Consider the following 13,617-nt stretch of genomic DNA (forward strand, 5'->3'; position numbering starts at 1 on the left):
CGCTTTCCTCCTTCAGAGTCAAACACTTTTTTCAGCGTTTTTCTCCGGCGGGATGAATTTCTTCACTCCCTGCTGAGCCGCCTGCGTTGCCGCTTTGCCGTCTCAGTGGTGGCGCATTATAGGGAGTTATTCGGGGCTGACAAGGGTTTATTGCAAAAAATTGACTGAGCGCTACTTTTTTAACCGAACAGGCTAAAAACAGACATTTCTCGATCAATAATCAGTCAAAAGCGCCCGTTTGGCGGCACAAATCAGCGTCACGCGTATAAGCACCAATGCTATTCTGTTAGTCCAACGCCGTTTTCTTTGTTGCAGACTGAACAATTATTAAAGAAGGACTTTCAATGATTCGCTCCGCGCGCAGTATGGCCGGCTTGCCCTGGATCGCCGCAATGGCGTTTTTCATGCAAGCCCTCGATGCCACCATCCTCAATACTGCGCTTCCTGCTATCGCCACCAGTCTCGACCGCTCCCCTCTTGCCATGCAATCTGCTGTGATCAGCTATACGCTCACTGTCGCCATGCTGATCCCGGTCAGCGGCTGGCTGGCCGATCGCTTCGGCACGCGCAAAGTCTTTATCGTGGCCGTTTCACTGTTTACGTTGGGGTCTTTAGCTTGTGCACTCTCGGGCTCGCTGAGCATGCTGGTTATCTCACGCATTATCCAGGGTGTTGGTGGCGCGATGATGATGCCGGTCGCGCGCCTGGCATTGTTGCGTGCTTATCCACGCAGTGAATTGCTGCCGGTACTTAACTTTGTGACCATGCCGGGATTAGTCGGACCGATTCTGGGGCCGATGCTCGGTGGCTTGCTGGTCACCTACGCCAGCTGGCACTGGATATTCCTGATCAACATTCCCATCGGCATCGCGGGCATCTTCTATGCACGTAAATATATGCCGGATTTCACCACGCCTAAGCGCCGCTTTGATTTTGGCGGCTTCATTCTGTTTGGCTTAGGTCTGGTGCTGATATCCGTCGGTATCGAACTGTTCGGAGAGCGTATCGTGTCGCCGTGGCAGGCGGTGCTGGTGCTGTTAGCCGGTGTCGCGCTATTGCTTCTATATATAGTGCATGCACGCCGCCATCCTGCACCGCTGATCAACTTACCGATGTTTAAGACCCGAACCTTCTCGGTCGGCATCATTGGTAATATCGCGGCACGTCTGGGCACGGGTTGTATTCCCTTCCTGATGCCATTGATGTTACAGGTGGGCTTTGGTTATCCCGCACTGATAGCGGGTTGCATGATGGGGCCAACAGCGATTGGCTCGCTGCTGGCCAAATCCACCGTGACACAAGTGCTACGTCGCTTCGGCTATCGTAAAACGCTGGTCGGTATCACCATCATCATCGGCATTCTTGTCGCCAGCTTCTCACTGCAAACACCGGGTGAAAGTGTATTAATGCTGTTAGCCGCGCTGTTTGTATTAGGTATGGCGATGTCGACACAATTCACCGCGATGAACACCATCACACTGGCCGATTTGAATGATGAGAATGCCAGCGGTGGTAACAGCGTGCTGGCAGTAACGCAGCAGGTATCGATCAGCTTTGGCGTGGCCGTCAGTGCGGCGGTACTGCGTTTCTATCAGGATTTCGAGAGCACAACCGTGCAGCAATTCCACGCCACCTTCCTGACGATGGGCGTGATCACCGTGCTGTCCGCGTTTGCTTTCCTGATGCTGCGTCCCGGCGATGGCCGCAATCTGATCGCTAATCGCGAGAAAAAGAAGAAAACCGCTTAAACCGAACCGCGTTCCACCAGCTCCGGCGTCAGTACCAGCGTTTGCTGACAGGCGTCGGGATCGCTCATACGGTGAATCAGCGTATCAATCGCCAGTTCGCCCAGTTCATCCTTGGGCTGATGGATGGTACTAAGCGGTGGTGTGAGATAACGTGCCAGTTCGATATTGTCATAACCCATCACCGCGATATCTTGCGGCACGCGTAATCCCGCCTGGAATAGCGCGTGATATACGCCCACTGCCATCGCATCGTTACTGGTGAAAACCGCTTCGGGTAGCAACTCAAGGGTCAGTAGCTGGTTCATCGCATTAAACCCACCCTGAAATTCGAAATCACCGTCGACCACATAGCCGGGCAACACCGGTAATCCACTGTTGGTCATCGCTTTATGGAAACCTTCCAGACGCAAACGCGCCGGAGTTTTATCCTGCGGACCGGCAATACAGGCAATACGCGTGTATCCGCGATCGATCAGATGCTGCGTTGCCAATTCACCGCCCAGCAGCGCATTATCCTGAATGATGTCGCCACGCCCTTCAAACGGCGCCCAGTCCATCATCACCATGGGTACGGACGGATAACGATTGAGGATCTCCGCAGAGGGAAGGTGCGTCTCGGTGCACATCATTAATAAGCCATCGACACGCTTTTGCATCAGCGTTTCGAGGCTTCGATTCATGCGCTCTTCATCGCCTTCGGTATTGCACAGAATCAGACTGTATCCGCGCTCGTAGCAGCTATTTTCAACGCCGCGTACCACTTCTGAATAAAACGGGTTACTGCTGGCCGTCAGTAACATGCCAATAGTGCGGGTTTGGTTGATTTTCAGGCTGCGTGCCAGCGCGGAGGGCGCGTAATTCAGCTCACGGATTGCCTGATCCACTTTTTCCCGCACCTGTTCGCTCACAAAACGATTGTTATTGATGACGTGGGAAACAGTGGAAGTGGAGACGCCCGCCAGGCGGGCGACATCTTTCATGGTCGCCAAAGGCTTAACCCTGTTGCTGCAGGAAGTTATCGATCTCAGTGCGCCACGGCACTGAGGGCTGCGCGCCCGGACGCGTCACCGCAATTGCGGCGGCGGCATGGGCAAAACGCACGGCATCATGCATTGCAACGCCTTCCAGACGCGCGGTAATAAAAGCACCGTTAAAAGTATCGCCCGCTGCGATGGTGTCGATAGCCTGCACGGTGAAGCCCGGAATACGCACGCCTGTGCCCTGCTCGCTCAACCACACACCACGACGACCTAAGGTAATCAAAACGGTAGAGATGCCTTTATCATGCAACGCCTGCGCCGCATGTGCTGCATCTTCATCACTTTTCACCGCGATGCCGGTCAGAATTTCGGCTTCGGTTTCGTTCGGTGTGATGATATCGATTAAGGCCAGCAGCTCATCAGACAAATGTGTGGCAGGCGCTGGATTAAGAATCACTTGCGTGGCATTGGCACGTGCAATCTTCGCTGCCGCCAACACGCTTTCCAGCGGCGATTCCAACTGCATCAGCAAGGCCTCAGCATCAGCAATCACTTGCTGATGGCGATCGACACAGGCTGGCGTCAGCGCCGCGTTAGCACCGGAATAGATGCCGATATTATTTTCACCTTCGCCATTCACGAAGATCATCGCCACGCCGGTGGCTTCGTCTGCCACGATTTCTACCGGAGCAGTATCAATACGGTCCTGCTGCAGCTGCTGGCGGATACGTTCGCCAATGTCATCTGCACCTACACAGGCAATAAAAGCGATATCCGCGCCAGCACGACCGGCCGCCACGGCCTGGTTAGCCCCTTTGCCACCAAAGGCAATCTGATACTGTTTGCCGATCACCGTTTCGCCCGGACGCGGAAAATGGGTGAGGTTCAGAATGTGGTCGGCATTGATGCTGCCAAGTACCGCCAGTTTTGCACTTGTGTTCATAGGGAGTGATCCAGAAAGTTGCGCCACCAGGACGGTGGCGCGTTGCCATGCTTTTCTTTGTTTTTTATTTGGTGACCAGCTTCAGGTCAACTGGATTAACCGACTGTACTTTTTCGCCTTTCAGCACTTTATCTGCAGTGTCCACACCAATCACGCCAATTTTATCAGGCATCTGCGCCACTGTGGCGGTCAGTTTACCGGCTTCTACCGCTTTCACACCGTCAGCGGTACCGTCAAAGCCCACCACCAGTACATCGGTTTTACCGGCAGTCTGCAGCGCACGCAGTGCACCCAGCGCCATTTCGTCGTTCTGAGCAAATACAGCCTGTACATCCGGATGCGCCTGCAGCAGGTTCTGCATCACGTTCAGACCTTTAGTACGGTCGAAATCTGCTGGCTGGCTCGCCAGGATATTAAATTTGTGCGCATCAGCAGCCTGCTTGAAGCCTTCGCCACGCTCGCGCGCTGCGGAAGTCCCGGCAATACCCTGCAGCTCGATGATTTTTGCGCCATCGCCCAGTTTCTTCGCGATGAAGTCACCGGCCATTTTGCCGCCGAAGCGGTTGTCAGAAGCCACGTGGCTCACCACGGTGCCTTGTGCCGCCACGCGGTCCAGGGTGATCACCGGAATGTTGGCCTGGTTGGCCATCTTCACGGCGTTACCCACGGCATCAGAATCCGTTGGGTTAATCAGCATCAGCTTGGTGCCACGCACAGTCAGATCCTGTACGTTCGCCAGCTCTTTCGCCGGGTTATTCTGCGAATCCAGCACCACCAGGTTATAACCCAGTTTGTCGGCTTCTTTCTGTGCGCCATCTTTCAGAGACACAAAGAACGGATTATTCAGCGTTGATACAACCAGCGCAATGGTGTCCTTAGCCATCGCGCCAGCACTGAGGGTAGCGCCAAGGATGACGGCCAATGCAGTTAACTTTTTCATTTATAGAGTCCTGTGTGAAGGTCAGAGTTATTTGCTGCTTTTGTTATCCACCAGCACCGCCAGCAGAATGACAACGGCTTTAACAATCATTTGGTAGTAAGAAGATACGCCCATCAGATTCAGGCCGTTGTTCAGGAAACCCAGGATCAGCGCGCCAATCAGCGTGCCCATAATGCGACCTTTACCGCCCGCCAGGCTGGTTCCGCCTAAGACCACCGCCGCGATGGCATCCAGTTCATAACCGGTACCTGCCGTCGGTTGCGCAGAGGAAAGCCGCGCGACTTCGATGGTGCCCGCCAGCGCCGCCAACAGACCACACAGCGAATAGACGATGATTTTGACGCGGTTAACATTGATGCCTGACAGACGTGTCGCCGCTTCATTGCCGCCTAACGCATAAATGTAACGACCGAGGCGCGTGTGATGCAGCATGTACCACGCCAGCGCGAACACTACTGCCATCAGCCACACCGGCGTTGGGATACCCAGCGGACGGCCAATACCGAACCAGCCGAACAGATCGGCGTTATCACTGAAACCGGTGTTGATCGGGCTACCGTTGGTGTACACCATGGTCACGCCGCGCAGCAGCAGCATCATCACTAGCGTGGCGATAAACGCCTGTACCTTGCCGCGCGCCACAATCACGCCGGTAATACCGCCAATCGCCGCACCCAGCGCCAGCGAAGCCGCTACTGCCACCAGCGCATTCACTTCCAAACCGACAATCGAGGCGGCGACTGCACCGGTGAGCGCCAGCAGCGATCCCACCGACAGATCAATACCCGAAGTCAGAATCACCAGCGTCATGCCGACGGCCATAATGGCGTTAACCGAGGTCTGCTGCAGGATGTTGAACATGTTGGCAACGGTGAAGAAGTTCGGGCTTTGGCTCGCCACCACGGCAATCAGCACGATCAGCGCAATCAGCGATTTCTGCTCCAGCAGCCAGGCTTTGCTAAACCAGCGACGGCTGGCGGGTAAGGTTTGGGTGCTCATACAACTAACTCCTCGCTGTGTTGCTTACCGACTGCCGCCGCCATCAGGGATTCCTGGGTAGCCTGCTCACGGGAAAATTCGCCACTCAGATGGCCTTCATGCATCACCAGGATGCGATCGCTCATGCCCAGCACTTCCGGCATTTCCGATGACACCAAAATGATGCTCAGCCCTTCGGCTTTAAACTGGTTAATTAACTGATAAATCTCTTTTTTCGCACCCACGTCCACGCCACGCGTCGGCTCATCCAGAATCAGTACGTTCGGGCGCGTCATTAATCCGCGCGCAATCGCCACTTTCTGCTGATTACCACCCGACAGCAGGCCAATCGGCTGCTCCATTGACGGGGTTTTAACGTTGAACAAACGGATGAAGTCGCCTACTGCCAGTTGTTCTTCACTGTGTTTCAGATTACCGGTGGCATGGCTGAAATAGCGCAGCGCGGTCAATGACATGTTCTCTTTCACCGACATGCCGAGCACCAGGCCATCGCGCTTGCGGTCTTCTGAGATGTAGACGATGCCGTTGGCCAGGCCGTCCTGAGGTGATCGGGTAATAATTTCGCGACCGTTGAGCGTAACGGTGCCGTTGCTGCGAGGCAGTGCGCCGTACAGCACTTTCATCAGTTCCGTCCGTCCCGCGCCCATTAAACCGGAAATGCCAAGGATTTCCCCTTTGCGTAGGTTAAAACTGACGTTATCCACGCCCGGCCCACTGAGATTTTTAACAGTTAAACGAATATCGCCCGGTGCCTGATCAATATGCGGATATTGATCTTCCAGCTTACGGCCCACCATCATCTCGATCAGACTCTCTTCGCTGAGATCGCTCACCGCGCGCTCGGCAATAAATTGCCCGTCACGAAACACGGTGACATCATCGCAAATCTCGAAGATCTCTTTCATACGGTGCGAGATATAAACAATGCCGCAGCCCTGCGCTTTCAGTTCATTGATTACGCGGAACAGCGACAGGGTTTCGGTATCGGTCAGCGCATCGGTCGGTTCATCCATAATGATGACCTTCGACTCGAAGCTAAGCACTTTGGCGATCTCAACCATCTGCTGATCGCCAATCGATAAATCGCCCACCAGCTTATGGCTGTTGAAGCGCAGGTTCAGACGATGTAATAAGGCATCCGCCTCGGCGTACATCCGGTTCCATTCGATGCGGCCAAAGCGGTTAACAAATTCGCGACCGAGGAAAATATTCTCCGCCACGGTCAATTGCGGAATTAGGTTGAGTTCCTGATGAATAATGCCAATGCCCGCTTCCTGCGACGCTTTCGGTCCAGAAAAAGCCACATCCTTGCCCAGCCACTGCAGAGAGCCCGCATCCATGCTGTAAATGCCGGTCAGCACTTTCATCATGGTGGATTTCCCCGCGCCGTTTTCACCCACCAGCGCCATCACGCGCCCCGGATAAACAGCCAGCGAAGCGCCATTCAGCGCTTTCACGCCGGGAAACGACTTTTCAATCCCTTTGAGTTGCAATAACGGTTGCATAACGACCTCAGAAGGTTACGCCAGCGCTCAGGATGACATTCGCATACGGAGAACACTCTCCGCTGCGAATGACGGCCTGACTACGCTGCGTTTCTTGTTTGAACTGTTCATGGCTGGTGTAACGGATGGTGATGACATTCCCCTGGTGCCGTTGCAAGGCATCGAGCACGGCGAGCAGTGCGCTGTGGAGTTGCGGATTGTGTTGCTTGATCTCCTCCGCCATCAGGGCGCTTTCGACTTGCATCTCCTGAGTGACAACATCAACCACCTGTAAAAATTCGGGCGTTCCCGGCGTCAACGCCAGGTCGATTCGCTGTGGTCCGGCCGGAATCGGCAAGCCCGCATCCGCAATCGTCAGCGTATCGGTGTGCCCCAGGCGGGCAATCACATGAGAGAGTTCAGCGTTTAACAAGCGACCTTTTTTCATTTCTTCCACTCCACAGCGAAACGTTTCGCTGAGCGGGAGTGTATTAAATGTGCGCGGCAACTCAATGACGTCATCACGGAAATGTGATCGCCATCGAAACGTTTCGCTTGTGCCGGGAATAATTTGAGTTTGGTGGTGGATGCGAGCCGCCTGAGCGGCTCTGAAGGGTGTTATGGCAGCTTGCGGACCTGCTTAACGTCCAGTTCAATGGAATTAAAGTCCTTATCCAGCTCGCCGGTCAGTTCAACCTGATCCTTCGGAGTGATGGTCTGTCCGTGCCAACGCTTATGGTCGATTTCCACTTTCATGTTGCCGCTACCGTCACGGAACAGATAATCCTCATCGCCGATTTGCTTATCGAGATAACCGCGCACGGTGATCCAGCTGTCGTCTTTCATCTCTTCAGCCTGCTTAACGGTCACTACACTGGTGTTATCCGCCTGGAAGCCACCTGCGTGAACCTGAGCCTTTGGCGCACTTGGGTCAACAAATCCCCCCTGTTGTGCGGCCAGAACCGGCGTGGAAGCCAACATAATAATCGCGATTAACGCTGCACTCTTTTTCATTTTTCACCTCTGTTCCATGAATGTGTGGGATACGGAGGCTATTACAGCACAGGGTTCTTAACAGGATCTTAAGGGGTAAAAAAACACGAAAAATAGCCAATCTGCGGCGATTGACGCTGTACAAGCGGATTTTTGCTTCGTATAACGACTCTTGCACTCAAGGAGAAACACATGCGCATATTATTGATCGAGGACGATACGCTGATTGGCGATGGCCTGAAAGTCGGGCTAACGAAACTCGGCTTCAGCGTTGACTGGTTCGTGTCAGGCGAAGCGGGATTTCAGGCTTTATCGGCCGCACCCTGGGATGCCGTGGTACTGGATCTTTCGCTGCCCGGGCGTGATGGGCTGGAGATTCTGCGTCAATGGCGTGAGCAGGGCGCAGATGTACCCGTGCTGATCCTCACCGCACGCGATGCGCTCGATCAGCGCATACAAGGATTACAGTCAGGCGCTGACGACTATTTGTGTAAGCCCTTCGCGCTCGCTGAAGTCGCCGCGCGTTTACAGGCGCTGATTCGCCGCCGTCATGGACAACTACAGCCCGAGTTGAAACACGGCAAGGTGGTGATGTCGCCCAGCAGCCACAGCGTCTGGATTGACGGCGAAACCATCAGCCTGAAGAGCCGTGAACTGGCGCTGCTGGAGCTGTTTATGCGCAATCCAGGTCGCGTGCTAACCCGCAGCCAGCTGGAGGAAAAACTCTACAGCTGGGATGACGATGTCTCCAGCAACGCAGTAGAAGTGCATATTCACCATCTGCGCAAAAAGCTCGGCACAGCGTTTATTCGTACCGTTCACGGCGTGGGTTATACACTCGGTGCGGCAGAATGAGTCTGTTTCTACGACTCGCCATCGGCTTTGTGCTGCTGATTACGCTGTGCGGTGGGGTGGCCAGTTACAGCGCCTGGCATCAGACCCGCGACACCGTTAATGAGCTATTCGATACCCAGCAAATGCTGTTTGCCAAACGCCTGCTGTCACTCGATCCCACCAGCTTACACGCCGCCTCACTGCCAAAAACCAAATCCATTTTGCGCCATCACCGCGGCGATCAGGATGATGATGCACTGGCGTTTGCCATTTTCCGTGCGGACGGCCAGCCGTTGCTTAACGATGGCGAGAACGGGCGCGATATGCAGTTTGATGATAAGCGTGACGGTTTTCGCGAGGGTCGTCTGCGCGGCGACGATGACAGTTGGCGACTGCTTTGGCTGACTTCTGCTGATAAACAATATCGCGTGGTAGTGGGCCAGGAGCGGGAATACCGCGACGATATGACGCGCGATCTGGCACTGGCGAGTTTGATGCCGTGGCTTTACGCCATGCCCTTTATGCTGCTGATGCTGCTGGCATTGGTGTGGTTCGAATTGCGCCCGCTAAAGCGCCTGACGGCATCACTCCAGTTGCGAGCACCCGATGACGCCACACCGCTCGACGAAGCACGCTTGCCCAAAGAGGTGCAGCCGTTGGTGGCGGCATTGAACGGGCTGTTTCACCGTATGGCGCAACTCGTGCAGCGCGAGCGCCGTTTTACCTCCGATGCGGCGCACGAACTGCGCAGTCCGTTAGCTGCACTGCGCGTGCAGAGTGAGGTGATTCAGCTGGCGGATGATGACGAAGCAATGCGCAAACGGGCATTGCAGCAGCTTGATAGCGGCATCCAGCGCGCCACACGGCTGGTGGATCAACTCTTAACGCTATCAAGAGTGGAAGCGGACGATCTGCGCAGCGAATTTCAGCCGGTGCCACTGGCACCGCTGCTGCAAAAGCTTCTGATAGAACATTTTCCACAGGCCGAGGCGCAGCAGATGGATCTGCAATTGCATGCACAGGCCGAACCGGTGATGAACGGTCATCCTCTGCTGTTGAATTTGCTGATGCGTAACCTGCTGGATAACGCGCTGCGCTATGCGCCGCCGGGCAGCCAGATTCAGTTCACGTTAAACGCGCGGACGATAATTATTGAAGATAACGGGTCAGGCGTTAGCGATGAGCAGCTTGCGCGCCTAGGTGAGCGTTTCTGGCGACCGCCGGGGCAAACGCAAACGGGCAGCGGTTTAGGAATATCGATTGTGAAAAACATTGCGCAACTGCACGGTATTCGCATCGCATTCAGCCATGTGCAGCCTCAAGGCTTGCGCGTCACCTTGAGCTGGTGACGCGCTTGATCCTTAAATCTCGACTTGCGTGCCCAGCTCGATCACGCGATTAGGCGGGATTTCAAACTGATCCGGCGCACGCAGCGCATTGCGTTGCAGCGCAAGGAACAGTTTGCCGCGCAGACGCAGATACCACGGGCGATCGCCAATAATCAGCGATTCATGGGACATGAAGAATGAGGTTTCCATCATGCGGCAGTTGAGACCTTCCAGCCCGCAGCGGTGGAAAATTTCTTCCACGTTCGGGGTTTCACGCCAGCCGTAACTCGCCACCACGCGCCAGAAGGTGGGCGATAGCTGTTCGATGGTAACGCGACGCACGTTATGCACGTAAGGCGCATCCTCAGTACGTAGCGTCAGCAGTACCACACGCTCATGCAGCACTTTGTTGTGCTTGAGATTATGCAGCATGGCAAAAGGGATCACGTTCAGGGCACGCGACATATAGACTGCGGTGCCCGGCACGCGTACCGGCGGAGATTTCTCCAGCGAAGCGATCATCGCTTCAAGCGAATTGCCGTGCTCATGCATACGACGCAACAGGCGGAAGCGCTCGCTTTTCCAGGTGGTCATAACGATAAACATCATCAGTGCCAGGGTCAGCGGCAGCCAACCGCCGGAGAACACTTTGACCAGGTTTGCCGAGAACAAGGACACGTCAATACACAGCATGCCAATCAGAATCAGCACCACCAGATAACGGTTCCAGTGCCAGTTCTGAATTGCCACCGTGGAGCAGAGAATCGCAGTCAGCACCATGGTGCCGGTTACCGCGATGCCGTAAGCCGCCGCCAGGTTACTGGAGTGCTCAAAGCCAACAATCACGATCACCACGGAGAAGTAGAGCAGCCAGTTGATCACCGGAATGTAAATCTGACCCGATTCTTCTTCCGAGGTGTGCACGATACGCATCGGCGGGAGATAGCCTAAACGCACCGCCTGACGTGTTAAGGAGAACACACCAGAGATCACCGCCTGCGAGGCGATAACCGTGGCCAGCGTCGCCAGAATCAGCATGGGAATCAGCATCCAGTCTGGCGCCAGCAGGAAGAAGGGGTTTTTGATCGCTTCGGGATGTTTAAGTAGCAGCGCGCCCTGACCAAAGTAGTTCAGCACCAGCGAGGGCAGCACCACGATAAACCAGGCAAGACGAATCGGGAATTTGCCGAAGTGGCCCATATCCGCATATAGCGCTTCCACACCGGTAATGGCCAATACCACCGCGCCGAGCGCAAAGAACGACACCGTTTTGTACTGGATAAAGAAGTGCATCGCCCAATACGGGTTCATGGCATGCAGCACATCAGGGTTACTGATGATGCTACGCGCGCCCAGCACGGCCAGAATGATAAACCACACCAGCATCACCGGCGCAAACAGCTTACCCACGATGCCGGTACCGTGCTTCTGAATCACAAACAGCAGCGTCAGCACTGCAATCGCAAGCGGAACGATATATGCATCCAGGCTCGGTGCCGCAATCTCCAGCCCTTCAATCGCCGACAATACCGAGACGGCGGGCGTGATCACCACTTCACCATAGAAGAAACTGCCACCGATCAGCCCCATGATGACAAGAATCGCCGTTGCACGTGCGCCGGTATTGCGCCCGGCCAGTGACATCAAGGTCAGGATCCCGCCTTCACCGGCGTTATCGGCACGCATCACGTAGCTGATGTATTTCAGTGATACCACCAAAATCAGCAACCAGAAGATCAGCGAGAGAAAGCCAAATACCGCTTCGCGTTCTACGCCAAAGCCGAACTGACCGGAGAGACATTCACGCAAAGTATAGAGCGGGCTGGTACCGATATCGCCATACACCACGCCAATCGCGGCGAGTGTGACTGCGCCAAGGGACTGCTTCTTATCCGAGCTCATAAGTTGTCTTTTGTTGGAGCCGATGAGGCACTTGCCTACCGCTCAGGCCATCAAAAAGCGCACAGTATGCACATATTCCAAAAAAAACCTACTCTTACAACATGTCATCATGACGTCAGCGAGGCGGTTTTTCGCCGAAATTAGGCGCCAAAAACCGTCTGAAGCAGCGAGTTCTCTCGCCTCAACCTTCTGAAACAAAAAAGCTGACGGCTATCAACGCAATCAAGCATGATAACCAGTAGAGTATTGCGCTCGCCAGAATATGACGGCTCCAGGATCAGAAGGACAATGATGTGATTATGGCTCAACCCCATCTTTTGGCAGAAAGAATTTCTCGCCTGAGTAACGCCCTGGAGAAAGGGCTGTATGAACGGCATCATGCGATTCGCCTGTGCTTATTAGCTGCACTGAGTGGCGAGAGCGTATTTTTGCTGGGGCCGCCCGGCATTGCCAAGAGTTTGATTGCCCGCCGCCTGAAATACGCCTTCCAACACGCCCGCGCCTTTGAATACCTGATGACCCGTTTTTCTACCCCTGAAGAAGTGTTTGGCCCGCTGTCGATTCAGGCGTTAAAAGATGAAGGTCGTTATCAGCGATTAACCAAAGGCTATCTGCCGGATGCCGAAATCGTCTTCCTTGATGAAATCTGGAAAGCCGGCCCGGCGATATTGAACACCTTACTCACCGCCATCAACGAACGCCGCTTTCGCAATGGCGACAGCGAAGAAAAGATTCCGATGCGCCTGCTGGTGACCGCTTCCAACGAATTGCCGGAGGCCGATAGCGGGCTGGAAGCCTTGTATGATCGCATGTTGATTCGCCTATGGCTGGATAACGTGCATGAGAAGCAGAACTTCCGCAGCATGCTCACCCACCAGCAGGACGAAAATGATAATCCGGTGACGGAAGCGCTGCGCATCAGTGATGAAGAGTATCACCAGTGGCAGAAAGGCATCAGCCAGGTCTCATTACCTGATCATGTGTTTGAGCTGATTTACCAACTGCGTCAGCAACTGGAGAATTTGCCCAGCGCACCTTACATTTCCGATCGCCGCTGGAAAAAAGCGATTCATCTGCTGCAGGCCAGTGCGTTTTACAGTGGCCGCGTGACCATTGCGCCGATCGATCTGATTCTGCTCAAGGATTGCCTGTGGCATGACGTCGCATCGATGCAGCTATTGGATCGCGAAATTGATGCTTTGATGACCCAGCACGCCTGGCAACAGCAGGCGTTGCTGCACAAACTGCAGCAGATCAAAGCACGTCGTCTCGCCTTGCAACAGCAGCAAAGCGTGGCACAAGCGCTGACGCTGGAGAAACACAGCGGTATGTTTAGCCGCAAACCCCATTACGAATTGCCTGCTGCCATCAGCGATGAACAACTGACGCTCATGCTGCAACAGCCGTTAACGCTGCACGACATGCAAGTGACGCATGTGCTGATTGCCCGTGAAGCCTTAACCCAG

Annotated in this window: 12 protein-coding genes; 4 read left to right on the top strand and 8 right to left on the bottom strand. The window is 54.6% G+C overall.

Features of this window, described 5'->3' with window-relative positions:
- The first annotated feature begins 344 nt into the window (after window positions 1–344).
- Window positions 345–1,748 (top strand): multidrug transporter subunit MdtD, encoded by a 1,404-nt coding sequence (gene mdtD / locus H7A81_RS19805; RefSeq protein ID WP_034830079.1) that lies wholly within the window; start codon window positions 345–347, stop codon window positions 1,746–1,748.
- On the opposite strand, the gene rbsR is transcribed toward mdtD, so the two are convergent.
- From rbsR to H7A81_RS19840, 7 genes are all read right to left on the bottom strand, one after another.
- Entirely contained in the window at window positions 1,745–2,737 is a 993-nt protein-coding gene (gene rbsR / locus H7A81_RS19810) for a ribose operon transcriptional repressor RbsR (RefSeq protein WP_182058491.1), read from the bottom strand. The two genes, mdtD and rbsR, sit on opposite strands and share 4 nt — an antisense overlap.
- A 4-nt stretch (window positions 2,738–2,741) precedes the next feature.
- Window positions 2,742–3,671 (bottom strand): ribokinase, encoded by a 930-nt coding sequence (gene rbsK / locus H7A81_RS19815; protein ID WP_160833297.1) that lies wholly within the window; start codon window positions 3,669–3,671, stop codon window positions 2,742–2,744.
- Between the two features lie 64 nt (window positions 3,672–3,735).
- Window positions 3,736–4,611 carry a ribose ABC transporter substrate-binding protein RbsB gene (gene rbsB / locus H7A81_RS19820; protein WP_034830075.1) on the bottom strand — a complete coding sequence of 292 codons (876 nt, stop codon included), beginning with the start codon at window positions 4,609–4,611 and terminating at the stop codon, window positions 3,736–3,738.
- A 27-nt stretch (window positions 4,612–4,638) separates the two neighbouring features.
- Entirely contained in the window at window positions 4,639–5,610 is a 972-nt protein-coding gene (gene rbsC / locus H7A81_RS19825; protein WP_034830072.1) for a ribose ABC transporter permease, read from the bottom strand.
- Window positions 5,607–7,115, bottom strand: a complete 1,509-nt coding sequence (rbsA, locus tag H7A81_RS19830; protein ID WP_034830070.1) for a ribose ABC transporter ATP-binding protein RbsA — start codon at window positions 7,113–7,115, stop codon at window positions 5,607–5,609. The genes rbsC and rbsA overlap by 4 nt, the downstream gene beginning before the upstream one ends.
- Before the next feature lie 7 nt (window positions 7,116–7,122).
- A complete protein-coding gene (gene rbsD / locus H7A81_RS19835; protein ID WP_038643989.1) occupies window positions 7,123–7,542 on the bottom strand; it encodes a D-ribose pyranase in 420 nt (139 codons plus the stop codon).
- A 170-nt stretch (window positions 7,543–7,712) separates the two neighbouring features.
- Window positions 7,713–8,108: a YgiW/YdeI family stress tolerance OB fold protein gene (locus tag H7A81_RS19840; protein WP_034830066.1), complete on the bottom strand. Its 396-nt coding sequence runs from the start codon at window positions 8,106–8,108 to the stop codon at window positions 7,713–7,715.
- 171 nt (window positions 8,109–8,279) lie between these two features.
- Here H7A81_RS19840 and qseB point away from each other — a divergent pair, with 171 nt between their 5' ends.
- Both qseB and qseC read left to right on the top strand, forming a co-directional pair.
- Complete coding sequence (qseB, locus tag H7A81_RS19845) at window positions 8,280–8,942, top strand: quorum sensing response regulator transcription factor QseB (RefSeq protein ID WP_058961689.1); 663 nt, start codon at window positions 8,280–8,282, stop codon at window positions 8,940–8,942.
- Complete coding sequence (gene qseC / locus H7A81_RS19850; RefSeq protein WP_182058492.1) at window positions 8,939–10,270, top strand: quorum sensing histidine kinase QseC; 1,332 nt, start codon at window positions 8,939–8,941, stop codon at window positions 10,268–10,270. Before qseB ends, qseC begins: the two co-directional genes overlap by 4 nt.
- 12 nt (window positions 10,271–10,282) lie before the next feature.
- On the opposite strand, the gene kup is transcribed toward qseC, so the two are convergent.
- Window positions 10,283–12,151: a low affinity potassium transporter Kup gene (kup, locus tag H7A81_RS19855; protein ID WP_034830061.1), complete on the bottom strand. Its 1,869-nt coding sequence runs from the start codon at window positions 12,149–12,151 to the stop codon at window positions 10,283–10,285.
- Between the two features lie 299 nt (window positions 12,152–12,450).
- Here kup and ravA point away from each other — a divergent pair.
- The coding region (gene ravA, locus H7A81_RS19860) for an ATPase RavA (RefSeq protein ID WP_182058493.1) at window positions 12,451–13,617 on the top strand (1,167 nt) is incomplete at its 3' end.

This window comes from Pantoea sp. ME81, assembly GCF_903970985.1.
In the GTDB taxonomy this organism is placed as follows: Bacteria; Pseudomonadota; Gammaproteobacteria; order Enterobacterales; family Enterobacteriaceae; genus Pantoea; species Pantoea communis.